31 protein-coding genes and 2 pseudogenes are annotated in these 26,623 nt (G+C 41.2%); 25 read left to right on the forward strand and 8 right to left on the reverse strand.

What is annotated here, in order from left to right; all coding sequences use genetic code 11:
• Nucleotides 1-65: 65 nt before the first annotated feature.
• Nucleotides 66-215, reverse strand: a complete 150-nt coding sequence (locus GC093_RS04795) for a hypothetical protein (protein WP_171650732.1) — start codon at nucleotides 213-215, stop codon at nucleotides 66-68.
• 169 nt (nucleotides 216-384) lie between these two features.
• Here GC093_RS04795 and GC093_RS04800 point away from each other — a divergent pair, with 169 nt between their 5' ends.
• The 11 genes and pseudogenes from GC093_RS04800 (at nucleotide 385) to GC093_RS04845 (ending at nucleotide 10,030) form a co-directional block, all read left to right on the forward strand.
• Nucleotides 385-867 carry a DUF2975 domain-containing protein gene (locus GC093_RS04800; RefSeq protein ID WP_171650733.1) on the forward strand — a complete coding sequence of 161 codons (483 nt, stop codon included), beginning with the start codon at nucleotides 385-387 and terminating at the stop codon, nucleotides 865-867.
• Nucleotides 868-967: 100 nt separating this feature from the next.
• The gene (locus tag GC093_RS04805; RefSeq protein WP_376768630.1) at nucleotides 968-1,357 is read left to right on the forward strand and encodes a DUF2975 domain-containing protein; all 390 of its coding nucleotides are present in this window, start codon (nucleotides 968-970) and stop codon (nucleotides 1,355-1,357) included.
• Nucleotides 1,358-1,366: 9 nt separating this feature from the next.
• Nucleotides 1,367-1,585, forward strand: a complete 219-nt coding sequence (locus GC093_RS04810) for a helix-turn-helix domain-containing protein (RefSeq protein WP_171650735.1) — start codon at nucleotides 1,367-1,369, stop codon at nucleotides 1,583-1,585.
• A 313-nt stretch (nucleotides 1,586-1,898) separates the two neighbouring features.
• On the forward strand, nucleotides 1,899-2,342 hold the full coding sequence (locus GC093_RS36565; RefSeq protein WP_312886458.1) for a class I SAM-dependent methyltransferase: 444 nt from the start codon (nucleotides 1,899-1,901) through the stop codon (nucleotides 2,340-2,342).
• The gene (locus GC093_RS36570; protein WP_312886459.1) at nucleotides 2,243-2,686 is read left to right on the forward strand and encodes a class I SAM-dependent methyltransferase; all 444 of its coding nucleotides are present in this window, start codon (nucleotides 2,243-2,245) and stop codon (nucleotides 2,684-2,686) included. Before GC093_RS36565 ends, GC093_RS36570 begins: the two co-directional genes overlap by 100 nt.
• 172 nt (nucleotides 2,687-2,858) lie before the next feature.
• Entirely contained in the window at nucleotides 2,859-3,332 is a 474-nt protein-coding gene (locus GC093_RS04820; RefSeq protein ID WP_171650736.1) for a hypothetical protein, read from the forward strand.
• Between the two features lie 1,014 nt (nucleotides 3,333-4,346).
• Complete coding sequence (locus tag GC093_RS04825) at nucleotides 4,347-4,937, forward strand: sigma-70 family RNA polymerase sigma factor (protein WP_171650737.1); 591 nt, start codon at nucleotides 4,347-4,349, stop codon at nucleotides 4,935-4,937.
• Nucleotides 4,912-6,006, forward strand: coding sequence for a hypothetical protein (locus tag GC093_RS04830; RefSeq protein WP_171650738.1), 1,095 nt, complete (start codon nucleotides 4,912-4,914; stop codon nucleotides 6,004-6,006). Before GC093_RS04825 ends, GC093_RS04830 begins: the two co-directional genes overlap by 26 nt.
• A gap of 818 nt (nucleotides 6,007-6,824) precedes the next feature.
• Nucleotides 6,825-7,435 (forward strand): annotated as a pseudogene (locus GC093_RS04835) (histidine phosphatase family protein).
• A 1,071-nt stretch (nucleotides 7,436-8,506) separates the two neighbouring features.
• Nucleotides 8,507-9,016 carry a hypothetical protein gene (locus GC093_RS04840; protein WP_171650739.1) on the forward strand — a complete coding sequence of 170 codons (510 nt, stop codon included), beginning with the start codon at nucleotides 8,507-8,509 and terminating at the stop codon, nucleotides 9,014-9,016.
• Nucleotides 9,017-9,307: 291 nt separating this feature from the next.
• Nucleotides 9,308-10,030 carry a glycosyltransferase family 2 protein gene (locus tag GC093_RS04845; protein WP_171650740.1) on the forward strand — a complete coding sequence of 241 codons (723 nt, stop codon included), beginning with the start codon at nucleotides 9,308-9,310 and terminating at the stop codon, nucleotides 10,028-10,030.
• Between the two features lie 436 nt (nucleotides 10,031-10,466).
• On the opposite strand, the gene GC093_RS04850 is transcribed toward GC093_RS04845, so the two are convergent.
• A complete protein-coding gene (locus tag GC093_RS04850) occupies nucleotides 10,467-11,735 on the reverse strand; it encodes an IS110 family RNA-guided transposase (RefSeq protein ID WP_171650771.1) in 1,269 nt (422 codons plus the stop codon).
• Here GC093_RS04850 and GC093_RS36575 point away from each other — a divergent pair.
• A complete protein-coding gene (locus GC093_RS36575) occupies nucleotides 11,726-11,923 on the forward strand; it encodes an LD-carboxypeptidase (protein WP_312886460.1) in 198 nt (65 codons plus the stop codon). The two genes, GC093_RS04850 and GC093_RS36575, sit on opposite strands and share 10 nt — an antisense overlap.
• 415 nt (nucleotides 11,924-12,338) lie before the next feature.
• On the opposite strand, the gene GC093_RS35710 is transcribed toward GC093_RS36575, so the two are convergent.
• The gene (locus tag GC093_RS35710) at nucleotides 12,339-12,485 is read right to left on the reverse strand and encodes a hypothetical protein (protein WP_246313521.1); all 147 of its coding nucleotides are present in this window, start codon (nucleotides 12,483-12,485) and stop codon (nucleotides 12,339-12,341) included.
• Nucleotides 12,486-12,546: 61 nt separating this feature from the next.
• Entirely contained in the window at nucleotides 12,547-12,735 is a 189-nt protein-coding gene (locus GC093_RS04860) for an IS3 family transposase (RefSeq protein WP_171650741.1), read from the reverse strand.
• Nucleotides 12,736-13,133: 398 nt separating this feature from the next.
• On the opposite strand from GC093_RS04860, the gene GC093_RS35440 reads away from it, so the two are divergent.
• The 3 genes from GC093_RS35440 to GC093_RS04875 all read left to right on the forward strand — a co-directional run bounded on the left by GC093_RS35440 (nucleotide 13,134) and on the right by GC093_RS04875 (nucleotide 15,340).
• Nucleotides 13,134-13,466: a hypothetical protein gene (locus GC093_RS35440; RefSeq protein ID WP_216624503.1), complete on the forward strand. Its 333-nt coding sequence runs from the start codon at nucleotides 13,134-13,136 to the stop codon at nucleotides 13,464-13,466.
• Nucleotide 13,467: 1 nt separating this feature from the next.
• A complete protein-coding gene (locus GC093_RS04870; protein ID WP_246313474.1) occupies nucleotides 13,468-14,535 on the forward strand; it encodes an NAD(P)/FAD-dependent oxidoreductase in 1,068 nt (355 codons plus the stop codon).
• A 346-nt stretch (nucleotides 14,536-14,881) separates the two neighbouring features.
• Complete coding sequence (locus GC093_RS04875; RefSeq protein ID WP_171650743.1) at nucleotides 14,882-15,340, forward strand: hypothetical protein; 459 nt, start codon at nucleotides 14,882-14,884, stop codon at nucleotides 15,338-15,340.
• Between the two features lie 281 nt (nucleotides 15,341-15,621).
• Here the strand turns inward: GC093_RS04875 and GC093_RS37045 are convergent.
• A pseudogene (locus tag GC093_RS37045) lies at nucleotides 15,622-15,780 on the reverse strand (transposase); the annotation flags it as partial.
• 1,009 nt (nucleotides 15,781-16,789) lie between these two features.
• On the opposite strand from GC093_RS37045, the gene GC093_RS04880 reads away from it, so the two are divergent.
• The 3 genes from GC093_RS04880 to GC093_RS04890 all read left to right on the forward strand — a co-directional run bounded on the left by GC093_RS04880 (nucleotide 16,790) and on the right by GC093_RS04890 (nucleotide 18,350).
• Nucleotides 16,790-17,200, forward strand: coding sequence for a heterocycloanthracin/sonorensin family bacteriocin (locus tag GC093_RS04880; RefSeq protein ID WP_246313482.1), 411 nt, complete (start codon nucleotides 16,790-16,792; stop codon nucleotides 17,198-17,200).
• 160 nt (nucleotides 17,201-17,360) lie between these two features.
• A complete protein-coding gene (locus GC093_RS04885; RefSeq protein ID WP_171650744.1) occupies nucleotides 17,361-17,603 on the forward strand; it encodes a hypothetical protein in 243 nt (80 codons plus the stop codon).
• A gap of 216 nt (nucleotides 17,604-17,819) precedes the next feature.
• The gene (locus tag GC093_RS04890) at nucleotides 17,820-18,350 is read left to right on the forward strand and encodes a hypothetical protein (RefSeq protein WP_171650745.1); all 531 of its coding nucleotides are present in this window, start codon (nucleotides 17,820-17,822) and stop codon (nucleotides 18,348-18,350) included.
• Between the two features lie 381 nt (nucleotides 18,351-18,731).
• Here GC093_RS04890 and GC093_RS04895 read toward each other — a convergent pair whose 3' ends face one another.
• Entirely contained in the window at nucleotides 18,732-19,277 is a 546-nt protein-coding gene (locus GC093_RS04895) for a TetR/AcrR family transcriptional regulator (RefSeq protein ID WP_171650746.1), read from the reverse strand.
• A gap of 197 nt (nucleotides 19,278-19,474) precedes the next feature.
• Here GC093_RS04895 and GC093_RS04900 point away from each other — a divergent pair, with 197 nt between their 5' ends.
• The 6 genes from GC093_RS04900 (at nucleotide 19,475) to GC093_RS04925 (ending at nucleotide 23,860) form a co-directional block, all read left to right on the forward strand.
• Nucleotides 19,475-20,359 carry an SDR family NAD(P)-dependent oxidoreductase gene (locus GC093_RS04900; RefSeq protein WP_171650747.1) on the forward strand — a complete coding sequence of 295 codons (885 nt, stop codon included), beginning with the start codon at nucleotides 19,475-19,477 and terminating at the stop codon, nucleotides 20,357-20,359.
• A gap of 117 nt (nucleotides 20,360-20,476) precedes the next feature.
• Entirely contained in the window at nucleotides 20,477-21,148 is a 672-nt protein-coding gene (locus GC093_RS04905; RefSeq protein ID WP_171650748.1) for an NAD-dependent epimerase/dehydratase family protein, read from the forward strand.
• Nucleotides 21,149-21,902: 754 nt separating this feature from the next.
• Complete coding sequence (locus GC093_RS04910) at nucleotides 21,903-22,229, forward strand: hypothetical protein (RefSeq protein WP_171650749.1); 327 nt, start codon at nucleotides 21,903-21,905, stop codon at nucleotides 22,227-22,229.
• A gap of 503 nt (nucleotides 22,230-22,732) precedes the next feature.
• A complete protein-coding gene (locus GC093_RS04915) occupies nucleotides 22,733-22,900 on the forward strand; it encodes a hypothetical protein (RefSeq protein WP_171650750.1) in 168 nt (55 codons plus the stop codon).
• A 10-nt stretch (nucleotides 22,901-22,910) separates the two neighbouring features.
• Complete coding sequence (locus GC093_RS04920) at nucleotides 22,911-23,552, forward strand: hypothetical protein (RefSeq protein ID WP_171650751.1); 642 nt, start codon at nucleotides 22,911-22,913, stop codon at nucleotides 23,550-23,552.
• 20 nt (nucleotides 23,553-23,572) lie between these two features.
• The gene (locus GC093_RS04925) at nucleotides 23,573-23,860 is read left to right on the forward strand and encodes a hypothetical protein (protein ID WP_171650752.1); all 288 of its coding nucleotides are present in this window, start codon (nucleotides 23,573-23,575) and stop codon (nucleotides 23,858-23,860) included.
• Nucleotides 23,861-23,868: 8 nt separating this feature from the next.
• On the opposite strand, the gene GC093_RS04930 is transcribed toward GC093_RS04925, so the two are convergent.
• Entirely contained in the window at nucleotides 23,869-24,096 is a 228-nt protein-coding gene (locus tag GC093_RS04930) for a spore germination protein (RefSeq protein WP_171650753.1), read from the reverse strand.
• Nucleotides 24,097-24,365: 269 nt separating this feature from the next.
• Nucleotides 24,366-25,946: a multicopper oxidase family protein gene (locus GC093_RS04935; RefSeq protein WP_216624504.1), complete on the reverse strand. Its 1,581-nt coding sequence runs from the start codon at nucleotides 25,944-25,946 to the stop codon at nucleotides 24,366-24,368.
• A gap of 358 nt (nucleotides 25,947-26,304) precedes the next feature.
• Here GC093_RS04935 and GC093_RS04940 point away from each other — a divergent pair, with 358 nt between their 5' ends.
• On the forward strand, nucleotides 26,305-26,538 hold the full coding sequence (locus tag GC093_RS04940; RefSeq protein ID WP_171650754.1) for a hypothetical protein: 234 nt from the start codon (nucleotides 26,305-26,307) through the stop codon (nucleotides 26,536-26,538).
• Nucleotides 26,539-26,623: the final 85 nt, after the last annotated feature.

Raw genomic sequence — 26,623 nt, forward strand, 5'->3', positions numbered from 1 at the left:
GTTAAGACATTGATGTCGGATGACAAGAACATAGTCCGAATCAAGTCCGCGTAAATCGCGGGCTTTTAAATTAATCGGATCAAGTTCTTGTCAATCGGCAATGTCAAGAACTTGATCCGATTGCCGATTTGTGACAAGAACATAATCCGATTGCCGACAAGATTAAAAGGGCGCGTTAACGGGCAGTTTTGTTGAACAAGTTGTAAATTTAACATTTTAAAGTAAGAGCATTTCTTTGTAATGAGAAATGCTTTTTATTTTTGTCAAAATTAAAAGGATATTAAAATAACAATAATAATGTAATGAAAAACAATACGAATATATTGTAAAACGATATATCACGTGCTAAAATCATGTTGTCATTAAATAAGTGAGGTGTTTTAAATGAATGTTAACCGAGGTTCAACCACTTTCTTAAAGGTAATTATTTTTCTGGCTGGAATTGCAGTGCTTGCTTTGTGTATCTGGTTGCCTGAGATAGCCGTTAGAGATGCAAGGGTACATCCAGTTACGGCTTACTTCCTAATCCCCTTTTTAGTATGTGCATACGGATTCTGTATTGCGTTTTCTGTTGCGTTGTATCAAGCATATAAACTATTAACCTACATCGAAAAGAACAATGCTTTCTCTGAATTATCCCTTAAATCTTTGAAGGTTATAAAGAAATGTACTTTTGCAGTCATTTTCTTAATTGTGCTAGGGATAGTAAGCTTAATGGTGCTTGCTAAAGTTACAGGTGACGATGCAGCAGGTCCAATATCACTAAGTCTAATAGGTATTTTAGTGACAAGTACCGTTGCAGCTTTTGTAAGTGTTCTTCAAAAACCAATTAAAAATTTCCTAGAAAAAAATGAAACAAAAATGTGAGGTGTTTATTTTGAGAAAAGTCACAACATTGTTTTTAAAAATAGCTGTTGTTATTATAGGACTACCGGTTCTTGCTTTATGTATATTTTTAGTGCCCCATATGGCGAATTTCGCAGCAGAATTGTATCCAAATATTGCCCCAATGAAATATCTCGTTTTCATCGTGATGTATGGAGCGGCTGTGCCGTTTTACTTTGCTCTCTATCAGGCTATCAATCTTTTACGGTACATTGACAAGAACACAGCGTTCTCGGAATTATCTGTAAAGGCGTTAAAGAACATAAAGTGCTGTGCGATTACAATCAGTGGATTGTATGTATTAGGCTTGCCACTCTTTCGTTTTATAGCGATGAAAGTTGACCCTCCTATTGGATTATTGGGACTCATCATCATTTTTGCTTCGTTGGTTATCGCCGTTTTTGCTGCTATCCTCCAACGGCTTCTACAAGAAGCGATTAACATAAAATCAGAAAATGATTTGACGGTCTGAGGTGAGGATATGGCAATTATTATTAATATTGATGTGATGTTGGCAAAACGGAAAATGAGCGTAACGGAGCTTTCGGAGAGAGTTGGAATTACTATGGCAAATATTTCTATTATGAAAAATGGGAAAGCAAAAGCGGTTCGTTTTTCAACATTAGAAGCGATATGTAAGACTTTGGATTGTCAGCCAGGTGATATTTTGGAGTACAAAAGCGACGAAGAAACTCAATAAAAACAGACAACCAATTTATTTAACTAATGGTGAAAGATAGCGTAATAAACGACACCACGACTAGGCTGCCATGATGTTCGGCAGCCTTTGTTAGTCTAACGGGCAGTTTAGCTCAATATATTAACAGAGGAAAGATGAGGAAATCTAAGGTTTTTAGAGATAAACAGAGTTATTATTTTCTGAAAATACCAAATATAGGCATTGTAATGCGAATGTGTAAATCTACGCAAAATAGCGAACGTGCGTTTTTGAGGTTTGTAAAATAAAATATTATATTTTACGATAGTTAACATTCGAAACTAAGAATTAAGGAGTGAGCAATATATTATTAAATTCAAGAAAAAACACTCTTGATAATAAAGGGGTTTTAGAACAAAATAAAAAGTTTTGGGATAATACTGCTAACAAATGGGTCGGTGTAACTGCACTCCCAACACTCGGATGCTTGATGCCATCCGAAGAAGATTTACATTTGTTTGGTGATGTGTCTGGTAAAAAAGTACTTGACATTGGTTGTGGAAGTGGGCACTCTCTTAAATATCTTGGTGACCATAATGCATCAGAACTATGGGGACTTGATATGTCAACACAGCAAATTGAAAATACAAGCCGTTATTTAAAAGATTGTGGATATGAAGCACATTTATTCAACAGTCCATGGAAGAGAATCCAGGTTTACCAAATGGTTATTTTGATATTGTTTATTCAATATATGCAATCGGCTGGACTACCGATTTACAAAAAACATTTGATTTAATCGCATCCTATTTAAAAAAGGATGGTATTTTTATATTTAGCTGGGATCACCCTGTTATGAGATGTATGGAAATTGAAAAAGATAAACTTGTAGTTAAAAGCTCTTATTACGATGAAACTCTTTTTACGTATGAAAAATTCGACTTTGATGTTTCACTCAGCAAAAGGAAAATTTCGACGTATATTAACGCTTTATCTAAAGCTGGATTATTTATTGAGGAAATGATAGAAGAAACTGATAAACAAACCCTTGAAAGTGAGAGTAAAATTGAACAGAAATATCATTCTGCTTTCAATGCGAAAATGTTTCCCCTGTCCTTCGTTTTCAAAGTAAGAAAACTTTAATCGGTAATTAAGCATAATTTGCGGTTATATAAGCCGCAAATCAGTGGCTATAAAAGGATTGCCTGTGGATTGAGAAAATTGAAGTAAAACTAGCGAGTTAATTTGTAAAAAGCTAAACTAATGGTGAACGATAGTTAAACAAAACTGTTGATGTGCTTTAAAATGGAGGTTTATGAGAAAACTAAGAAAACACCTATTGAATCTTGCGTTGGGTGAGTTAACAGCCGCTTTTTCTTTTTTGGTTGTATATAAAATTTATTTAGATTTAGGAGTTGCGAGCTTGCTTGCGCTATCATTCCTAGTGTTTATATTATTTCAAGGTGTTTTGTATTGGGTATTTAGATCTTATTCAACAGGTAAACAGAAACCATTTTTAATGCTGAAAACCCTGATTGTGCTTAGAAGTATGAATCTTATTCTAGCTGTGTTAGTAATTATTTTATTGATAATGATCGCACAGAATAAAAGAGACCTAATTGTAGGTATGTTAATTTATGTTTTTTCCGTGATAGAATATATAAATTATTATTGGTATCGTTTAAGCTACGGGAAATCAGGTTTCAATATTAAATTGCTAATTCAAGCCGGCTTACAGCCGTCGAGTATTCATAAATTATTAAAAAAAAATAAATCTCTAAACTATTGATTAAAGAGACTAACATGACAGATAATTTGCTTGTCTCGTTGGAAGTATTTATCTTGGTCAAGCGAGGAACAAGGGAACATTCAAAACTTACTTTTGGCCTGCTACTTGGGCAACCTACTGTTTAGGATAATTACTGAGGAGGCAATATGAACTCCGAAAAGAAATCATAAAAGACGCGCTTGATACTTACGTTTCCTTTATGGATATTCGCAATTATTCTTATTTTTAGTTTATTTTGGCTTTCTGACTTTTTCATAGCGCTAAGTTTAACACCTAAAGACACTTTCTATATTCAATTAGTAGTGATCATAACTTTCCTTAGTGGTTATTTCTCTGCTGAACTACATGCTTTACTTCGATCCAAATTAAAATAAAGTAATAAGGGTACCGTCAACATGTTGGCGGTACATCTTTATTTCGTGCATATGTAGCCGTGTTGCTTCGTTTCACTCTCACTACACTTATCCGTCCTCCTTGATCAGTAAGGCGACGCTCCTTCTTCCGCTAGTGCCCGTTTATCCAGCCCATATAGATTAGGCAATCATCCCCATTGCTCCTTCACACATACGTTGTTATTGCTAACTGAGATTTGGGAGGAGATTATTATCCTCAACAACACCAAATGCATACACATCATCATGGGACCCACCCTATGCATCATCCTATGTACCACCATGGATATCACGATGGGTATCATCATCACGGGTATATGCAAGGATACTACATGGACACGTGCCTGGGCATCGGGAACCGGCGAACGCATAGATTCCAAAGGAGTTAAACTAACATCATTTGAGATTTACAAAAACCATTATTTTGTGATGATGTCCAACGTACAAACATAAAGGCCCTAATTTGCTGCCATACGGGTCATTGCACTCCTGGTTGTATTCCTGATCGATGGCCGCCGACACTCAGCCGTTTGCAAAAAAAATAAATAAATAAAGAACCGAACCTTTTTTTGAAATAGAGACAATATAGTGTGTAAGCTGCTTACCCAGGAGGGCCCTCTGAATGCAAAGTGAATATATGTACCAATTACTTACAAAAATGAAAGATGGTGATCAACAGGCGTTTCATACGATGTATGATGCCACCTTTCAGGACGTCTACCGGACAGTCTCCTTTCTGGTGGATCATAAGCAAGATCGGGAAGATGTCATGAATGAGATCTATATGCAAATGTGGACCTCACTTGCTAACTACGATTCGAACTGTCCTTTCCACTTCTGGCTACACGGCTTGGTAATCCGTCAAGTGCAGAGATTTCGGGTCAAGAGCTGGCGGAGATTCCGAATTTTTGAACGCATCCGTGCCTTCTCTCGGGAAGAGTCTCATTGGGATCAACCTACTGTGTTGATGGATGGGACGAACCAAATGATATCGCAGTCAATCCAAAAACTGACCGACAAACAGCGAACGGTGATTATCCTCCGCTTTTTTCACGACTATACCCTTGAGGAAATCGCGACATTGCTCGATGTTCCAGTGGGTACAGTCAAGTCCAGATATCATGCTGGCCTCCAGGCGCTTCGAAAAAATGTATGGAATCTCCCCCCGGAAAGGATGGAAAAGATCAATGCCTATAGAAAGCAAAATCCGTGAACATCTGCACAAAGAGGCAGAAACGATGGAGTGCCCTCCGGCAATTTCCAAACGAATCGAACAATCCTATTCTCAATATTTGCAACGAAAAAGGAGCGAAGTAACCATGAAAAAAAGATTGATTGGTGGAATCGTTGCTGCTGCGATTTTGATTCCAACCGCAGCATTTGCGGCCCCTCCCTTGATTGAAATGCTTACTAGAACACCAATGACTGCTGAACAAGTCAAGGTGGATGAGGTTGGGAAAGCAACACTTGAGAAACTATATAGCGCATTTCCCGAAACAAAATCGTTTGAGATTATCGATGCAAGCAACGTTCAAGGTGATGTATTCAAACCGATAGACTCCACTGATTTAACCAAAATGAAAGTGAACCAAACAAGCATCATCCTGCAGGAAAAAGGAGGAACCGGTAAAAAGATTACCCTTCATATAAATGCTGGTACGGGTGAGATTGAACACGTGGATCAAGAGAATTGGGAGCCTAAGGTGAAGCCACTCATTACTTTAACCAATCAGGAAATCAAGGCGAAGGTAGATAATCTCATTGATAAAATGTATGGTAACGTCAAAGAGTACGAGTTTGCTATGGAACAAATGGAGAACCCAAATCAAAAAGTATTGATGTTGAATTACATCATAAAGGGATCAGAAAAACCGTTCTACCAGGTATTTGTTCATGACAATTCAATTAATCTTACTCGGGTAGGAGGTGAACCTGCACCTTCAAACATTAAAGTAGAAGGTTTATTCACTAGAAATGGTAAGCCTGATTATTCTTATGATTCCATTTTAAACGATGATAAACTGTTTTCTTTACTTAAAATTAGTCCGACAGAATTAAAACAAGAATTAGCAAAAGGTAAATCTGTTGCGGATATTGCAGCATCTAAAAATATCTCCAAACAACAAGTGTATGAGGTGATTGCAAATACACAGGTTGAAAAACAAATGGAAGCTGAACAAAATGGAGTAGTTCCTAAAAACAATCGTTCAAAGGAACAAATGTTAAAAAATATTGAACCAAAATTATTACCAATCATTGAACACAAAACTGAAACACCATGAAAGAAATAACAAGTCAATGCGAATGAGGTTGGCAAATCAATACTTTAGAAGCTGTTTACAAAAACCTCAACTCTGAACGGTAACCCGTAAGAAGGACACTTTAAAAAAGTGCCCCTCCTGCGGGTCATTTGTGTTTTAATCAAAAGTACGAATGGACAGAACGGGTATATTTATGCGTAAAATTAGAAACGCTGCAAAGCTTTTCAACGAACATTAGATAAAACCACATGCAACAAAACCAATTGTTTAGCATGTATTGGAAAATGCCATCACGTAAACTACTACCTTTAATGTAGTGGCTGTTATAACATACCTTAGCATACAGGATACCACCTATTTTTCTGTCAATTAATGCTTAGCGTACAAAATCCGCATATTGTTGGCAGGGCCCCATAAGCGTTGGTTAATTCTACAATAGAGATTCCTAAATAGTAACTCATTTAACAAACAAAAAGCCGGATTCCTTAGAGTAGGAAAAACCGGTTTTTTAACTGTTGAACAGTCCTTAGCGTATATTTTCGTTAAAATGTTGGCGATACCCCCTACTGAAGTCGGACATATGTACAAATCCCTATATTTTGTAAAGATGTCCAGATCACTTTTTCAGTGACATGCCTATCTATTTCGAGAAATCCGGAGAAACACGAAGAACGGTTCTTTCGCTTTTGATGCGAACAGAGCCGTTTTTTATCATTGTTCCACGGAAGAAAAATCGCCGCTCATGGCGGAATTTGGGGTAATATCAGGTTTGAAAATGCAGGGAGTTATTAAGCTAACGGGCAGTTATGCTGAATGAGAAGTTCAATGAGGAGGAAACAATGGCAATCTATCTCGTTAGACATGGTAGAGATGAAGATGGGTATCGTGGTGGATGGAGTGAAAGAGGACTTATTGACGAAGGAATACAACAATCTGAAAAACTGGGACACTATCTTTTTGAAAACAATCATTTATATAATATTAAACGAATAATCAGTAGCGATTTGAAAAGGGCTTTCGAAACGGCTAGTATAGTTGGACAAAACTTAGCATATCAGTTACAAGTTCAGAAAGTTGGCGAGAAACAAACAATGGAGTGTTGGCAGGGATGCCAAACGATATTGCAAATGAAAAATATCCAGGTTTATATTTTTCAAGTTTACGGATGGATGAAAAATACCCTGGTGGTGAGAGTCCAATTGAAAATTTTAAGCGTATAGAAGAAACTTTCAATGGTATATGTAATGAACATATTAACATAAACAATAATGAAAGCGTAGTAGTTGTAACTCATGGCGGTGTAATAAATATCATTTATCATATATTAAAAGGCATAGAGTGGACGAATAAGAACAAGTTTTTCCCAGCCTCAAATACTAGTATTCATATAATTGATTTTTGCAAAGGAAAATGGGAGTTAACATTGGAAAATCTAACTGTTCATCTGTGATTCAAATAAAGTTGAGCTAAGCTAACGAGGAACGTTAGTTCAATCAACACAAGGAAGGCAGCCGATGCAAGATTAGATCGGCTGCCTTTTCCCATTATCAGGAGGAGGTCGTGCAAAAATTAAATAATAATGAGAGGTAATTACATATATAATTCTCGTCTTCAGTAAAGGGTAGGAATAGGGGGGCACGCTACAGAATCAATAAATCTTGGATCAATGCCATAAAACATCCAAAATGCTCCATTCCACCTATAACCTGAAACTTCACCGTACTCTACACGAGTTGGATAAAACCAGAAATTGTCTCCATTTAGGAGCCAAACATATGTGTTTTGATATAAACAATCAACTACATATGATACATCAGGTTTTTGGGGGATGAATGCAGGTGGGGGATATTGTGGTTGTCTCATGGACACCTGAGATTGTGGTATAAACATCATTGATTTCCACTCCCTTTAAAATTGGTATTCATCATTATTAATTCAATCGTACTTCATGTTACGTGGGTTAATACCTAATTGACTGTGCGGAAGCCTAAGTATTAATTTTATATTTTAGGTAGCTTACCCATTAAAGGTCGGTTGCCTTCATTATGCTAAACATTCCTGTTAAGGTTAAGAAATCGTCTTTGTCAAAAAAGGAGCGCCTCGGTATGATGGGTTTGTCCACGGGTTCGAAACCCAACACCATCAAGGAGGCGCTCTTACTATGAAGTTTAAACAAACAGAAGGTCAAAATCAACGAATTGAACGAATTAGCACATCTCATCTTGTTGTAGGTATCGACATCACTGCTTAGCGAGATTCCTATGGCGAATCAGTTAAGATCCATTAAGGGCCTTGGAGGCCACTTAACCAAATGAGTTTGTTTTCCAAGCAATCGTTATCTTCCGGGTGATGAAATCCTGCGTATGAATGAGTATACGTGAGATAAACCCCTAAAACCGAGGGACGGGCAGGATAACTCAATGGAATTTATTAAATTGACTCTATTTAGCAGAACTTTTCTTACAATTGCACATCTAAGAGAATAGATTATTATAGCCGTACTAAGAAAGGGAACTTAATTATGAATAGTGAATTAATTAGGATTAATGGCTATCTTGAAGCATTGAGTAACATAAACACTCTTCTTGGAAATTGTTATGGTCACCAATACAAGTTTGTTGAACTGAATGTAAACATCAACGAGGCTGTACGAGAGTTTAATAAAAACAGCGATCTTTCAGATCATAAGTATGTTGAGATTGTCGGTTTAGATGAATTGGAATCATGGGAAGATAGCTTATTTGCTGTCTGCACATATTGGTTCTTTTCAATGTTTAAGATGAGAAACATTGTCTTAGGTGAGATACACTATACGGATGGTAAAGTTGTATCAATGGAAAATGACAAAATGTATAACAGAGTTTCAGAGCAACTAATAACAATGCTTAGGCCACTTTTTTTAGGTTCAAATGTCAGGGTATATCAACTAACAACGAATCCTCCTAAAGGTGAAGATGAATTTGAATGGGAGCAGATTTATTTTGATGTTGGATCTAAAGTTTTTGTTTTAGATTTTTATCAATGGGGATAGTGTGGAGTAAGTAACTCAAACGGAGAACGTTTGTTCAATAAGAAACCAGGACGAGGCTGCCGGCATGAATCGGCAGCCTCGTTGAAGTAACGGGCAGGTTAGTTCGATTGAAGCGCTATGAACATTTATCCCCACTAATATCAAACTATACTTGTACATGCAACCTGGTTTTCCTCAAATCATATGGTTAGGTTAGTTTATATTGATCCGAGAGATTCCACATGCGTATAGCCGACACCGTTGTTTAGTCAATTTCATATGTTGAAAGACTGATACGAAAGGGGTGACAATTTGGATAGAGCAACGGCTAATGGCGGGGTTTCTATTATCACATGCACCAATCGACCTGAATTTTTTGATAATATTTTAAAAAATTATAGAAATCAGCAATACAGAAATAAAGAATTAATCATCATTCTTAATAACGACAGTATGAATCTGAAACAATTTAGAGACAAAACTCGGACCTATGACAATGTCGCGGTATATAAGGTACCCCAAAAAATATCATTAGGGCAATGTTTAAACTGTGGAATCATCAAATCCAGGTTCCAGTTAATCGCTAAGTTTGATGATGATGACTACTACTCGCCGTTTTACTTAAAGGAGCAGGTTAAAGCGCTCAGACGCACGAAAAGTGATGTTGTCGGAAAGCATGCTTGTCTTGTGTACCTTACGGCTACCAAGAAGCTTATTATCAGGACGCCCGAGGAAAAAAATAAATACGTGGACTTTGTGCAGGGAGGTACGATTTTATTTAGAAGACGAGTGTTAAATAAGGTCCGCTTTTCGGATCGTTCCATAGGAGAGGATGTTACCTTTTTGACGGATTGCAAGAACAAAGGTTACAAAACATACGCCGCATCGCCTTTTAATTATGTATATATGCGCAGAAAAAACAAAAAGAGTCACACGTGGAGAGCTGGAGATGAATATTATTTGAACGGGAGTAAGACATTAGCAGTAACTAGAAACTACCGTTTGATCGCTGATCGAGAGATGGAAAGTAATTGATTGGGCGTACCAGGGTGATAAAAAAAATCCAGCACTTGAGGGTGGATTTATTACGCTCCCTCGATATGATTTAATTTGCTCACGTAAGCTCGTGTATTCGCAGGATTTCATCCTTTAGGTTTCGATGATGAATGAAAGATAGCGAGATATATTAGGACGTGTCGTTAAAAAGGCATGCGGGAACAGAGGTGGAGTTGAATCACTCAATTCATTCCAAATGCTGCACGTATTCTCCACGGTGCCCTTAGCAATTTTCACTCCCACGTCTCAACGGGTCAAGCGCCCTATCATTCCTTCGTCACATCTATCTAATGGGGTGGAGGTCGGTCTTTCTAACGGAATGGGTCGGAGCCCTTTTCTTCAACATTTCCCGATACTCCGTGCTTTCTTTGTCATCCTGCGAATACGCCAACTTACGTGAGGTCAGGATTCGTTTTTAAGCTGCCAATGTAAAGATTTTAGTAGGGTTGTAGACTTCATTACTTCGAGCCATTCCGACTAAGAGTCGAGCTAACTTTCCACATAACTTCATAATAGATTTCATCTTTTTTAGCTTTTTCACCTGAACATTGTAGTGGTGTAAGGCTTTAAATTCTTGGTTACTCATGACCATGCACATCGTAATTAAGTAGAGAAAGTGACGCAGGCGTGGACGTCCACGTTTACTAAGCGTCATTTGTCCCTTCCATTTACCCGAGCTTGCTTCGGTCAAATTAAGGCCAGCGTGACGGAGTAGAACGTTCCCGTGCGCATAACCTCTAAGATCTCCAGACTCTCCTAAAACACCAGCTAGAGCAATTGCACTTATTCCAGTAATGGCAAGGACTTTGCCTGAATAGGGGATACGTTCAACAACGTCCTTGGCTTCTTTTTCGATCCTCTGCAGTTGTTTAGTGGCTAAGTCATGCTCCTCAAGGAGTTGCTCTAGATGGAGTTTGTAAGCATGTGTTGCCTGCTTAGATCCAACAGTTTGTTTGGCAAGATCGATGAGTAGATGAGCTCTACGCACACCAGAATGCCGCTTCATTGATTTCTGCCATCCTTTAATTACATCGTCAGGACTTAGTTTACATAGCTCAGCCGGGAGCGGAAAAAGTCGAAGGGTTAACAATGCCCCCTTGCAAGTTAAGATCTTAAAAACTTGTCTCAGTTCAGAGAAGACAATATCGACCCAGCGGTGGATCTGGTTAACGGTACTCACAAGTCGTTTAACGACTGATTCTCGGTTAGCCATTAGTACTTGCAGTTCCTCGTACTCAGAGGAGTGGAAACGGACAGGGGAATAGTAGCCGTTTTTCACCATGTCGGGAATAACTAATGCATCTTTTTTGTCACTTTTAGAGCGTGTATTGTCGCGGTTTTCTTTATTCTTTTTAACTAGATGAGGATTAACAAGTACGGCTTCAATTCCCTTGTTTTTAAGCCACCAGGCAAAGTTTAGCCAGTAATGGCCAGTCGGTTCCATACCAACGATTATCTGAGATAGCTTATATGAAGCTAACAAGTCACGAATCCAACGGTCGAGGGATTTGAATCCATCTTCGTCATTACTAAACACTAAAGGATTACCGAGAGCGACACCACGGAAGTTAACGGCTCTAGCAACATGAGCCTCCTGAGCAATGTCTACACCTACAACAATATGATTAACGGTAATGTTTTCAATGAGTTGATTTTGCTTATTTTGTGATGACTTTGCACAAATTAGTCAAGAAGGCAATCGTCCGTTTAGAGGAGAAGGGCTACCTGGTTGCTTGTGGTGAGACGGTATGGACTCAGAGGAAGGCGAAGTCGGCTCTTGCCACCGTAAGGGCCGCTGAGCTTAGCGCCTTACTGCAGGATGAGGGAATCGGCCTGATCTTCCCTCCATGGGGTGGAGAATTGTTGATTTAGATTGTAGATAGGATCGAATACCCCCACATTCAACCCAAGTGGATTCTGGGCTACTAAGATACGAGCGTACTACTGCTGGCCGTTACGATTGTAACCGGAATCGCGACAGCGCATGGCACTAATTTGATCGATACGCGGGGACATATGCTGACAAAACGACGGCGATGTGGGAGACCGTTTTGGCGACACGAGCAGGCTCATCCGTTCAACAGCTTTCATCAAAATTGTATCAGAAGGCATGGGATCACGAGCATCCTTCGCCTTTCGTTTTCCATCTAACAGAGCCGACTGTATGGCTTGACGGCGTTAGGCACCGACGCACACATGTGCGGACGTCTTCTCGGTGGATGCATCGATGTCATCCGACAATTAATTGGGACGCCATACGGGGACGTGCTAACATTCCAGCGTCAGTTCATTCATGGCGAGCCGATCGTCGGTCAAGTCCTCCAACTATATTTAACAACGTTGTTTTACCGAATCCAGTCGGGAACTTCTTAGTTTCATCTTCCTTTTGCGACTTCTTTCCCAGCAGATACTTTACGCCGTTCTGGATTTTCATTATCAATTCCACGTGCTAAGGCTTCAGGATCAATATTAACACTTACACCGAGTCTAAGAAACTAAACAAGCTGACTCCGGTTGAGTACCGTCGCCTGGATTCGTTCTTCATTATAAAAACGGATATAATCTTCAATACGCCTTTGAACTTCGGCTATATCTCGACTTTTTGCATCGCTTATTTGGCGAATGACGTTTCCACCTGCAAGAGTCGTTTCCAACCTGTTCTTCAATTCTTTCGACTTTGCCATTGCTAAACTCTTTCACAAAATGGCCTTCATAAGCCAAACCAGAAATGAGGGTGACTGATATTACACAATACCGCGTGTTGGACCACTTGATCGTTCACAGCGATCAAGGGAGCCAGTACACGTCTCATGCCTACTACGATATGCTGCCACAGGTTGGCGGTTTTGACTGATCGTAGAGTGATCAGGAATGGCGGAATTAAGTCCAGGCCGAGAAAGCAATAATAGGCAAACAAATGTATATTTTTTTATTGATTTCGTCTCCAGACTGCGGGTAAGTAGCATTTAGAGTTTACTCGGTACGCAGTGCATAATGCCTCTAAGTATTAACAGTATATTCCAGATTCCTTGAAATTTATCACTATCCTAACCCGTTAATGCAAAGCGGTTACTGATCGCATTTGATTCGCTTATTACGATCTTGTGTAAAATATCAAGTATTGAAAAAAATAAACCAATCACTGTATGTACGTGATTGGTTTATTCATAATTACTATGTTCAGAATTCTGACGGCTTTGGAGGAGGTCCGATCAACTTCTTGAATGTGAAGAACATCAGAGTTCGCGAAAAAGGTGTAACCCCGAGCAAGCTTAAAGGGTACAACAACTCCACGATGATCAACAATATTACTTTCGATAACATCGTCATGCCGGGCAGCCCTACTTCGGCAACGAACCTCTCGATTCTTTGTGTCTACTCTATTAATAGAGGTACAATGCTTATGTTACAATAGGATGAAAAAGGGGGAGTCACTGCTGGAAAAACAAAAAGTAGTAATTATAGGAGCAGGAATTGTCGGAGCCTGTATGGCCTATCAACTAGCAAAACGAAATCAGGATGTAACAGTTATTGAACGACACCCTACCGCAGCGCGTGAAGTTACAGAAAAATCATTTGCCTGGATTCATACAACACATTGGGTGGCTCCCCAGTACAGACATTTGTATGACAACGCTTCAGAAGAATACCTTTCACTGCAGCAAGAGCTATCCGAATTACAAATTCAATGGCACGGAGCATTAACGTGGGGCGATTCGAACCTAAATGAGCAAATCCACCTTCAAAAATTAAACCGAGAGCAGATTGAGGCATTGGAACCGAATCTGAAGGAGTATCCGAATGATGCGATGTTTGCCAATGAAGAAGGAGCAGTAGATCCGATAGGATTAACGGAACTATTGTTAAGAAAAGCACAGGAATACGGAGCAAAGGTACAGTTTGATACCAACGTTACACAACTGCAGCAAGAAAATTCCCGCTTAATAGGCTTACATACATCCAAGGGGTTTATGGAGTCGGATGTTGTGGTATTGGCCGCGGGTACAGGCGTATCCGAAATTTGCAATTCGTTCGGTTGCTCCGTACCAGTAACGCCGTCACCTTCCATTCTGATTCGGATGAAGACCTCGAGTAGACTAATACACACATTAATCTCGAATGCGCAGTTTGAAGCGCGTCAGCTAACTGATCATTCATTGCTAGCTGCGGAAGATTATATGGATGATTCGGAGGAAAATGGACCAGAGGCAGTGGGCACACGTGCCTTCGAGACGCTGCGTCGTAGCCTGAAGGGTGGAGAGCAATTGGAGCTGGAAAGCATTAAAGTTGGGTTGAGACCAATGCCAGAGGACGGCTATCCGATTGTAGGCTTTCATAATCAGATGAAGGGTCTTTATGTGACGGTGATGCATTCTGCCATTACTCTGGCTCCGCTAATTGCGCGTCTAGCTGCAAGTGAAATAATCAATCGAGAATCAAGATGCGAACTAGAGTCTTGTCGTCTCTCCCGATTTAAGCAGTAGGGTTGTAAAATTGCCAACTTAGAAGTCACTGTAGGCACATTTGTGTCATTAGACAACAACAACAACAAGATTGAAATGATAATTGATTATTATTGATTGATTGTTGATGATTGATGTCGGGTGACAAGAACATTATCTCATTAATTATCGCGTAAATCGCGGCTTTTTAATTTTATGGGATCAAGTTCTTGTCAAAACTAAATGACAAGAACTTGATCCCATTCCCGAAATTGACAAGAACATGATCTCATTCCCGACAGATCTGGCGAATGGCATTCCGCCGGTTTTCCTGGCCATAGAAGGAAAGACCGATGGTAATGTAGAGTAGGATTTAAAGTAACTTTTATTGCCTCTCGTTCCGAAGCGAGTCAGCTCCGTGATTCGGCAGCTCGGGAAGAAACAAGCCATCACCGAAAGCTTCGGCTGCTCCGGCTGGAATGTCACCTTTCAGGATTTGAAAAAAATCGGGGAATGGCAGTTCGTGCACGGCATTGACCTGATGTGCCAGCATTTGCAGGGCTATGCGCTAAAAGGGCTGCGTAAGCGCGACTATCCTCCGTCCTTGTTTTATCAGCAGTCGTGGTGGGATGATTACCGCACGTTCAACGATTATTTCGCCCGGTTATCGATGCTGCTTGCAGAAGGGACGCGTCAAGACGACGTTCTGCTGCTCCATCCGATCCGTACGACGTGGGTACGGCAATGCGGACAGGACCATTCCGCTATCGTGCCGTATCACGAGTCGTTCGCACAGCTCAGTCGTTGTCGGAGCATGTCGCCGGGTTCGAATATATCCGATCAATAATCTTGATTAAACCTTCATGACCCTTCATGAAGGTTTAATTTTGTCTTCATTTCAACTTTATGTAAGATGATCGATGACAAGATACAATTGGGTTCAGATTTAGCAAACAAAATTATACGGCTATGGTATGGGAGGTGTGCTTACTCAAGCATATTTATTATGAGCATTTTGCATAATTCCGATTTGTCGGTAGGCCGAGGTAGCCTACTGCCATTTGGTGTGGCCAAATGACGAAATTCTGAAAAAGGGCAGCCCTGCAGAATTTCTGGGAACTTCATTTTTTAAGCGGCCTCTTGCTTCTTCTTAGCGGTAACGGAAAGGGCCGATACGAGTAGCACAATTGCATTGAGATATTGACAGGCCGTCACTTTTTCAATGCCCCAAACATGCATACTGTCAGCGGCCAGATAGGTTTTCAATCTGGAGTTGCATCGTTCAATGCGCTTGGCCAAGCTTTTCTTGGTAAGCTCTGCAAAGACGCGGCTTAATGTGGCGATCGATGGCGCAGATCCTCAAAGGAAAACAGACTTTCTTGGAGAATATACATAGTGACTTCACTCCTTTGGGTTTTCTTGTTTAGTCACTTGAAAACTTCTCCAAGTTGGGGTGAAGTCCCTTTTTTATGCCGGAAAATCCTTGCGTATCAAAGGCTCAGGATTCTGAAAAATGCTCATTATACAAAAAATGTCCAATGACACAGATATGCCTATATAATTTGATTTGAAAAGCTTGAGAAATCAGGCTTTTTTATTTTAATGTAGCGACACAAATTAACCAACTTTGTAGCGAACATGATAAATGTCGTAGACTAAGTGATGCATTTGCTCCCTCATTGTTTACTCACTCAGACTCATGAATTCGCAGGATTCACCAAATGTAAGACAGAGGAGCCAATGGTCATTGGAGTATAGCGGATCATTATAAGTGTAAAGATAGGTTACTTGAGCACGATTCGGAAAAAATGGACCGATTATCGGTTTGTGGTCTATAGTATTCCCACGAATTGACATTAAAGTTCATAGTCCATGTGCTAGAATCAAAAGTTGTTCTTAAAGCAGCAGTCATATCAACACTTACAAAGTAAACGGTCCCAACGGTATTGTCAGGTTGCTATCCCCAATTAATGTTATCGGTTCCCGAAATAGCAGTTGGGTTTAAGGTTTTATTTTGATTAGCATGAGTACCATTTGGGTAGGACCGTACTGGGGTGTGACGAGAACCTAGGTTCTTTCGTAAGAGGTCGCACATTTTTCTCACCATCAAAAAACAATGAGGATCATGCATTACCGGTAATGAGACTAGGTAGAACCCGAGAAAAGTTTCGAAAGAGATATCGTATTGTCGTTGGCATCGATTTGAACAAATTCTTAGACCGAGTTAACCATGACCAACTGATGACGTGAAAAAATGAGGAACGGGAAGTGTTCGCTCGGTCTACATTTGGTACAAATGCCCATAAAATGGGCGCTTTCATCAGTAACAAAAGCGGAGATATGCCATAAATTAGAATTATGTTTAATAAACGAAAAGGAGATTTTCAAAATGAATGAATTCCAAAATGATCTTCAACAATTGAGCGTTTCCCAGTTTCAAACTGGTGATATGACACCTTGGAATCAACAAAGCCAGTATCCGGTGGGTCAGTACCCCATTGGCGTGAATCCCGCAGATCCTTCACGGCTATGCGTTGGCTTCTGCGGTGGCGGCTTTTTCGGTGGTGGTTTTTGCGGCGGGTTCGGCGGCGGTTTTTGTGGCGGGTTCGGTGGTGGTTTTTGCGGCGGGTTCGGCGGCGGTTTTTGTGGTGGCTTTTGTGGCGGGTTCGGCGGTGGCATGCGGTGCGGCGGCTTTCACTGCCGGTAACACCATCGTTTCAAATTATTTATTCAAATCAATGGAAATCGCATCCGCCCCTGTGCAGCGAAACGCTGTCAGGGGCGTTTAATCGTTACAGGCAAGGTAGGCATGTGAGACGAATCAGCGTACATATAAAAAGGAATTAGCGTCGACTAGGATGAGTGAAATGACCAGGTTAATCCCTGCTGCACGTCTGAAAGTGAAGGAGGACACGTTTTTCCTCCCTGTTCAGAATGACGGTGTGTATTTCCGTAATAACGTAGACACATTTCGCATGGAAGGCGATCAATTAGAAATAGAAAGAGCAAGTAGAAAAAAGCTTGATGAACAACGATATAAAGATAAACTTACTGCAATTAGGATTGAAAGACTGAACAAAATTAAACAGAAAAAATTCAAGTACAACTGAATACGTTGGGACATTCAATGAAGGCATTAACATCTGCTAACATCGTATTCACGCTGCGGCCGGCTACGCCGACCTTGGTCTGCCCGAGGCATTACGGGGAAGTGGTCTCAGGCAGCGAGGCTAAGTCCTGACGGACCCAGTCGCTCCGCTCCTTTAAGCCTCTCGGGTTCGTGAATACAGAGAACGTTATGTGAAACCGGTGCGAAAGGAAGAAAAATGAATAAAGAAATTAATGATTATTTCATTTCTGTTTTACGTAACCAAGTAAGAATTCAGGATTTTGAGTATTGGATTTATAATAATGATGAATTTCTTGAAGAGACTCTGGGAGAACAAACATATTTTAAGATAATTAATCTCAATTACAGTTCAAAATTTGTAATTGATGAGTTAGAACCATTGCTAATTAAAATTCTCGATTTTAGGTCTATTGAAGACTTTAAGATCCGAGATTTATTAAATCGGATGGTCTTTATTGAAGAAGATTTAATCAGTTCCTGCCGAGAGATCTATAGAGAATATTGTAATGGATACTCATTTCTTAAATATATTGTATACGACTACGATTTTCAATTAGATATCGAAAGTAACAGAAAAGAATTTGAAAAAGATCGTAAAGAGTATATTGAAGAAGGCAAGAGGTTATTAGAATTCTTCAATTCAGGAAAGCTAGAAATTATTGGTGAACAAGAATATATTGATTTAAGGATAGAAGAAGAAAGAATTGAAGAGAAATATTGGACGTAATATCAGGGAAGGCACCGGCATCAGATAACAGCGTATTCACGCTGCGGGCCATTCGGCCCTTGGTCTGCCAGAGGTTTTTCGGGGAAGTGGAACAGGCAGACAACCACTGCGAACCTAACCGCATCGCGGCCGGCAACAAGTTGCCTTAAGGTTCTCGGGTTCGTGAATAAAGAACGTTATACTTAACTATGATATATTCACTTTGTTAAAATCAATGAATGTATTTAATAAAAGTCGCGTAGTTGCGGCTTTTTTTATTTTAACGATATATGTTCTTGTCAAAAGTCAATGACAAGAACATATATCGTTTGCCATTTGAGGACAACAACTAATATCGTTACCCGCAGTTGAATTATATTCTCATTTAAGCCTATTCTAATGCTAAAGATTCCTATCCAGCAAAATCCCCACTTGTTCCGCTATCACTTGAGGCGGTTCTGGTAGTTCTTTCGTGAAATACGTTTCCATCATTCCAACGATCGCTGTTCCTAAAAATTTAAGAATCACATCTTTGCTTAATCCTTTATTTATTCCTTGCGTTGTATCTACCTCCCCCTGTAATTCTTCAATGACAAACTCAAGGAAGAGACTGCGAAAAGAAGGAGCAGCACTGCTTACTAACATCGTTGAAAAGAATGAATCATTACTTTTAAGGTATTCGAATACAGTGATATTCGCATCTTTAAAAGTCAAATGAGATGCAGATTCGCAGCGTCTCTTCAGTTCGTTGATATGTTCTTCGGTTATCTTATCCAGAAGATCATATTTATCCATGTAGTTGTCATAGAAAGTCCTTCGCCCGACATTGGCCTTATCAGAAATTTCCTGAATCGTAATTTTATCGAAATTTTTTTCAAGCATGAGTTCAATAAAAGAGCTTTTTATTGCTTCTTGAGATTTCAGTATTCTTCTATCCATCGTTGACATTAGGGTAGTCACCATACTTTCTTAAAATAACTGCACAATCTTAATCCGCTTGTGCGATAAGGCACAAATAGCATGCATTTGATCGTTGCTGACAATCTGTATTCATTTTATATTATATACAGATGTGCGGTATCGCATCAATGTATACATCAACAAGATAAATTTGATCGAAAAAAAGAATCTGGGAGGAAATAAATATGACTGACAATAAAAAGGTTTGGTTTATTACAGGCGCTGGACGTGGAATGGGCGTGGAGTTTGCAAAAGCTGCCCTTGCCGAAGGTTACCAAGTTGTCGCCACCGGTCGTAATACGGATAAGGTAGCCAAAGCGCTCGGTGATGCCGAAAATCTGCTCATCGTTAAACTGGATATTACAAACTCAACAGATGCCGAAGCCGCCGTCAAATTGGCAGTTGATCGATTTGGACGCATTGACGTGTTGGTCAACAACGCTGCAAGCTTCTATGCGGGATACTTTGAGGAACTGACACCACAGCAAATCGAACGTCAGATTACGACTAATCTCTTCGGACCGATGAACGTCACCCGCGCTGTCTTGCCAGTGATGCGAAAAGCTCGTTCTGGACATATTATTACAATCTCATCTCTAGCCGGATTGATGGGAGCCGAGTACAGCTCAGCTTACACGGCTTCGAAGTTCGCGGTTGAGGGCTGGATAGAATCGTTGCGTTATGATATTGCACCATTTGGCATCAAAACCACAATCGTCGAACCCGGTTTATACCGTACAAGCTTCTTGGAGCCAGAAACAACAATATGGTCCGAATTGTCAATCGATGACTACGTAGAGCGCGGTGCGCTATCTCAAGGATTCTGGGAAGCACAAAAAGGTAGTCAACCGGGTGATCCTTCCAAGCTTGCAAAGGCACTTATAACCATCGCAAGTCAAGATGAACCCCCATTTCGATTTTTGGCTGGTGCAGATGCAGTCTTTGGTGCAGAGCAGAAGGTCGCTGAACTTCAACAACAGATCAACGCCTATCGTGACCTGTCCAACTCCCTTGGTTACGAGGATTCTGAAACGGTTAGAAGGAAGCTAACTGAGATCATTAATCAATAAAGTACGACTTACATTTGAGTAGGCGTAAAACATCCTTTATCAATAGGGGCTGGCCAATCCGGCCTCTCCTTATATGACAGGAAAATCAGCTTTTCTTACAAGAAGGGGGGATCTATATTGAAGGTTATTATATTTGGGGCTACAGGTATGGTTGGACAAAGTACATTGCGAGAATGTTTACTTGATGAAAATGTCCAGGAAATCTTGACGATTGGTCGAAATCGTACAGGTCAGCAGTATAAAAAACTAAATGAAATTGAGCTAAATAATTTAATTGATTTGTCGTCAATTGAGCATTTAATAACAGGATTTGATGCTTGCTTTTTCTGCCTTGGAGTATCTTCTTCAGGTATGACGGAGGCGGAATATACAAGAATAACCTATGATCTCACACTATCAGTTGCCAAAACTTTGGAAAGATTAAATCCTCAACTCACATTTATTTATGTTTCAGGAAGTGGGACAGACAGTTCCGAAAAAGGGCGATCGATGTGGGCAAGAGTGAAGGGAAAAACCGAGAACGCTTTATTGCGTCTTCCATTTAAGGCGGCATATATGTTTCGCCCAAGTGTCATCATTCCATTGCACGGTGTGAAATCAAAAACAAAATGGTACCAATTACTTTATATTGTAATGAAGCCTTTTAATTCAATACTAATGAAATTGAACAGCGTTATTACATCTGAACAACTGGGAAAAACTATGATTGAGGTAGCAAGAAACGGTTATTCTAAATCTATTTTAGAAAGCAAACAACTTAAAAGTATAAGGCCCGTCTTCTCTCGATAAAGCGGAAGAGAGAGGGCGACCTTCTTTAGTAATCTGCCAGACGCTGAGGTGCTTGAGCAGATTGCTTAGCTTAGGCTAGTGTGAGAAGCTAAACAACTTCTTGTCTTTTATCGATATATGAAAAAATGTGCTTCGTTTTTTTACAGGGGAAAAAACAACTTATTTTTTTATAAAAAGAAATTCACTTTATAATGTATGACATCATATAATATGTCCAATGACACAAATGTACCTACATAACATATCGAAGAAAAGCTTGAAGAATCAGGCTTTTTATTTTTTATGTAGGGGGATTTGTGTCATTTGAAAATGCACAAATCCCCCTACATTATCGACTAGTGACACAAATCAGCCTACATTGTAGCGAAGTTGAGTTGCTCATGTTAAATGAAAATAAAGTATTAGACTGAAAATATAGTTGTAGGGATTACGGTCATTACAGTCAGAAGATGATTGCGCTTAAGAAGAGACTGGCGGGGGTAGTCTCCGGGCTGCTCGATTATGTGTACCGCGACGATCATCCGGGCGGCGTAGCCTTGCACATGTACGCGAAATTTACAGGCAAAGACTGCTTAAAGAGTTATCGAATGCGTATTCGATCGGTGCTGCGATTCTGTTCGAAGCGGCACAAAGCAGCGGAGCGGCTGATAAGGAGCATCCAGCTGTGCTATGCCGTCTGTACGGGTCGATCGTGCCAGGCCAAACGGGTGATCACCTGCCAGCCGGTTTTGCGCTCACCAATGCGCGGCTCCCGATGGAGAGGTCGGACGAAGGCGAGATGAACCGCGGATTTGTCCAGTTTGTGCTCTCGGGCAGCAGAGTAGGCGCAGTGACTTTGCTGGGCGAGAATACGGTTCGGCCTTTTATGGAGCTTGATGTCGGCTACCTGCCGACGCATATCGAGCATCAGATCGAGGTACTGCGGTTTGGGGAGGAACGGCAGGAGGATGCATATCAAGCGTCGTCGTGGCTGCATTTTATTGTTCCTCCGCAAGAAAACGCCCATCAAGAATGGGCGTTATACCGGCCGCTCTGTTGCTTTCCTGTTCCGCTCATCCTGCCTAAGAGCCGCAATTTGTAACGCAGTCGTTCGTAGATCCGCTAAAGGTTTCCGCAAAACAGCGGCCGCTAGCCAATCTTTTGAAGTGGGACTATCGTTTCACAGTACAGGCGCAACAAGCACAACACCCAGGACCGCATTTATTTTCACGTCAAGTTCAATGAAATGATCATGGAACCCCTCGCGTTCGCCGATAGGCCGATTTATGCACCCAGCTAGCGAGATTTAACGACGCTTTCGGGTCGCTGGAACATGATCTTAACGAGTAGATCGGCAAGCTTACGGAAATTCCGCAAGTTGCTAACGGCGGGACGCAGCATATTGAACGGATCTTCCAGGATTATTTGACAATGGCGAATCTCGTCACTGATTGCTGGGATAACGAACCGGAACCCGCTAAATTACTGGCGGACGACGGATACCGTTTCCACTTATCCGAAACAGGCATCCTGGATGAAGATCGGGTAGGGGAGCACGCATACCTGGTTGTCCGACTGAAAGGGCTTACGCCGCCGCCGGACGGCATGAAACCGCCCGTAGTCGTTATTAAAGGCTACCGGTCGATCCTGCGTGGGGTCATAGGCCATATGAACCCGGACTCCTACACCAAGCTGAATACCGTACGAGTACGCTTTTCAGGAGGAGACCGGAACGGCGCTGCTTTCAGCCTACGACGGGCAGACCAAGCCTGAGCGGGAGGTGGTGCTGCCTGATCTGAACATCGTTGTCAATCAGAATGCCTGCCTGTATTCGTATATTACGCGCAACGAGGAGTTGATCGATGTCCCTCCGCTCTCTGAAGCATATGTCTATCAGACCGGGGAAAAAAGAATGGCCCTTCTTCTCAAGCCTTATCTGGTGCGGACCGAACGGATCGAAATTGCCGAGGTCAGCGGCGGCGTCATGCCGCTTGAGGAACATCTGAGCACTTTCTTCAAGGCGCTGTTCGCAGGATGCGAGCCGAATAACACGCAGAAGATTCAGCTCGAAAGTCTTTATTCGTACCGGATATCTCAGCGAAGCTTCCGGCCTTCCTTGCCGATTACGCTCCTCCCACCGCTTGAGATGGAGCTGACCAAGCTGTACGATATTTCCAACAACTGGATAATTGGCCGGTATAATACGAACGCCTCCATGGTCTGCAACCTGACTTCTCGGCTGTGGCGGGCGTTCAGCGAATATCCGCCCAGTGGGGATGAAGGCAGCATCGACTTCAAGCTCACGATCATGAGCAACCGGACATCGGACGATGTGCGGCTGGTCGACTTTCAAGCGGTCACGCTCGGCATACGGCATGTCGATCCTTCGCCGCTGTTGTACGACGAAGACTATCACAATCGGTAACGGCCGGTAGAATAGATGGTGTGATTGATCCCTATGTTAAGCCTGTAGTTAGTACGACACTGATGGAGGTCGACATCATGAATGAACAGAAGGGGCAACAGGCGGCGGTCGCGGAAGGCAGACGACTCATGAACGGATCACTACCGGCAATATGCCCGGATGGTCGCGGAATTCTCGCCACATTTCACCATAGAGTAGCGCTTTACAGAGACGTTTGGAGGAAACTTGCCGATCGATATACGGTAAGGAATAACGAAAAGGACCTGCTGCGATTCTTTTGCAAACAAGACCTTTATCGATGTCAATAGATACAAAATCACACAACTCTGCCAATGGTGCCCTCGACAAGAGACGGATCGTTTGTATTCGTACTTTCGTTCGTATGAATTGCTGGGCTAAAGAAGGCATCTCCCGGCGAAAACGCGGCCGAACCCCCATTGTTCTTGGAACTGCTTGATAAGACGATAATAGCTGCATCTCCATTATTGACATTGGAACTGGGGCCAACGCTATTGATTTTAAAATTCCCGATAATTGAAGGCAATCGTCACCACTCCTTCCAAATAGTAATAGTCATTTATATGTAGACTATTGCCCAAGTGTGACCTAAAAGAAGGAAAAACGGAAAACCATCAGCTAATACAGATAACGTATCAAATACGCCTGTGTTTAATTCTGTTGCCACATTTATTCTCGGTGTGATTCCTCTTCTTAAGATGCGATGATAAGGTATGCGCCAAATTAGAGCATATTAGTTAAACCATATTTATACCCTATGTACACGTCACAGGTTATTATTGTCACATCATTTCTTCATTGAAACCGTGAAGGGTAAATTATTCGGGTTATTATATCTTTTAGTTTATTCTTTTTCTTCAGGATTTCAAACGGTCGCATCATCTCGTAATCCTCATGTTCGAGCATATGACAATGCCATACGAATCGTCCGGTGAGGGGACCGAAACTCGCTATAAATGAAGTGACTTGACCGGCGGGAGCACGAATCGTATCTTTAAATCCCCTTTCGTTAGGCTCAGGCGGATCCTTAGGTCCTGTAAACTTAAGTTTTCCTGTCGTTTGGAAATGAGCAACGTTAAAAGGCTGGCGTTCAAGAATTTGCATGTCAACGATATGTAAATGAATGGGATGGTCATCCGCTGAAACATTGATTAACCGCCATATCTCAACAGTACCTAACTCTATTTTCTCGGAGATTCGATCAATCCACATTTTACCGTCCAATAAATTAAGTGATCTTCCATATTCATCCGCCACTCTGACAAGTGTTAAATCTCTAGTCTTGCTTGCCTGTTTTCTTGAAAGAAAATCAATTTTCGTTAAATACTCCGGCAGGGAGCTGGTATCTTTGCCTTTTAACGGAACGGTTACTCTGAACTGCATCACATCGGTTGTTTCAGGGGAGGCGCCCTTGAATACATTTTTAAGAACGATCGACTTACCAAAGGATCGAGAAAAATCGACGATCACATCCGCACGCTCGGTAGTTAGGAGAAGGATTTCATTCATTTTCACTGGTCTCTCCAATAATCCGCGATCGGTTCCAATTTGAAACAATGGCTGTCCAGAGTCCAGTTTGAACGTAATGGCTCGACTATTGGAGGAGTTCAAAATACGAAACCGGTATTTTCTTGGTTCCACTTCGAGATAGGGCCACACTTTCCCGTTTACCAAAATTGTGTCTGCGTCAAAAGGGGTGACAATGGAGGGAAAAGGAAGACGAGGGTTCTTTTTATCCGGCGTGCTAGGGTAATAGAGCGAACCATCCGGGTTAAACGAGCGATCCTGAACTAAAAGTGGGATTTCATATACTCCCCTCGGCAGATTCAGTGATTGTTCATATTTGTCTCGGATAATATAAAATCCTGCAAGCCCCGCATACATGTTCAATCTTGTAATTCCCATGCTGTGATCATGATACCATAATGGTGCGGCCTCAAGGTTCGGATATTCATAGACTTCTCTTTCAAACAGAGGTCCTGTTTGTTCGAAATTTCTCGTAAACCAGGCTTCAGGGTACCCATCGCTATGGGCCGGTTGTTTCCCGCCATGGACATGAACCACAGTCCGAACCTCCGGAAGATTTCTGTCAGCACCATGAATGGTCGTGTCGATAGGGAGGAAATGTTTGGTGGGCAGGTCATTTATCCATTTTACATATGTCGTTTCATTCTTCATCACGTCGAAGGTCGGTCCCGGGTACATTCCGTTGTAGCCCCATAAGCGGGTGGGCTTGAGATCACGATGCAGTTTTTGGGTAAATTCCCTCATGGTTACTTCATAATACGAGCCTTTCTTGTCTCGTTTGACTGGGGGAATAGTTTCGAGAATCGGCAGTTTATCGAGAAATTTTTGCAGTTTTATTTTTTCTGGCATATAAGTCGGGACCTCCTCATGGTTAATACCCTAAGAAAGCGTATGAACGACAGATGTCCCATTATGTTTATTTGTGGTAAGATTTACATTTCGTTATGATGCTTTCTTTTCCTTAACAAAGAAAGATGCCATCGATTGTACAAATTGGTCGACCAATTGAGTAATGGGGAAGGGGATAAACTCACAATGTAGTGGTACAATGGTAGTGTGTTCCAAGTTTCGTAGGAAAGGGTACCACCCGTACTCTCATACCTTTATCATGAGGATTTACGTAAAGGGGGACTATTTCTTTGGATCAGGGCGCATTATTCGTGCACCGGTTCTGGTTGCAAATACTGGGAGATCACAGTAGCTTCATATGGAACACTCTTTCTCCGAAGCGCGAGCTATCCAGACGCACGTAATAGCCGTTTGGGTTGCATTAGCAGTATGGAGCGGTTGGTTTCGGCTGATTTGTGAAGTCAGAGGTGAAATTCCTCGCTTCATTATTAAGTTTCCAACAGATCTAAGAACGAATGAGTTGGCTTTGTTCTATGATGAACTAGTTCAAATGTATAGAAGATGTCGGGATCAGCTTCATTGGTTGGTTTAGAAAGCAATGTGGATATTAAAGTTACTATAGATAAGATAGATAAGCTTGGGAAACTAGAATGGCAAGCTAGACTTACCTTTCCAAG

Origin of the sequence: Paenibacillus foliorum (genome assembly GCF_013141765.1) — a bacterium.
GTDB lineage: Bacteria > Bacillota > Bacilli > Paenibacillales > NBRC-103111 > Paenibacillus_S > Paenibacillus_S foliorum.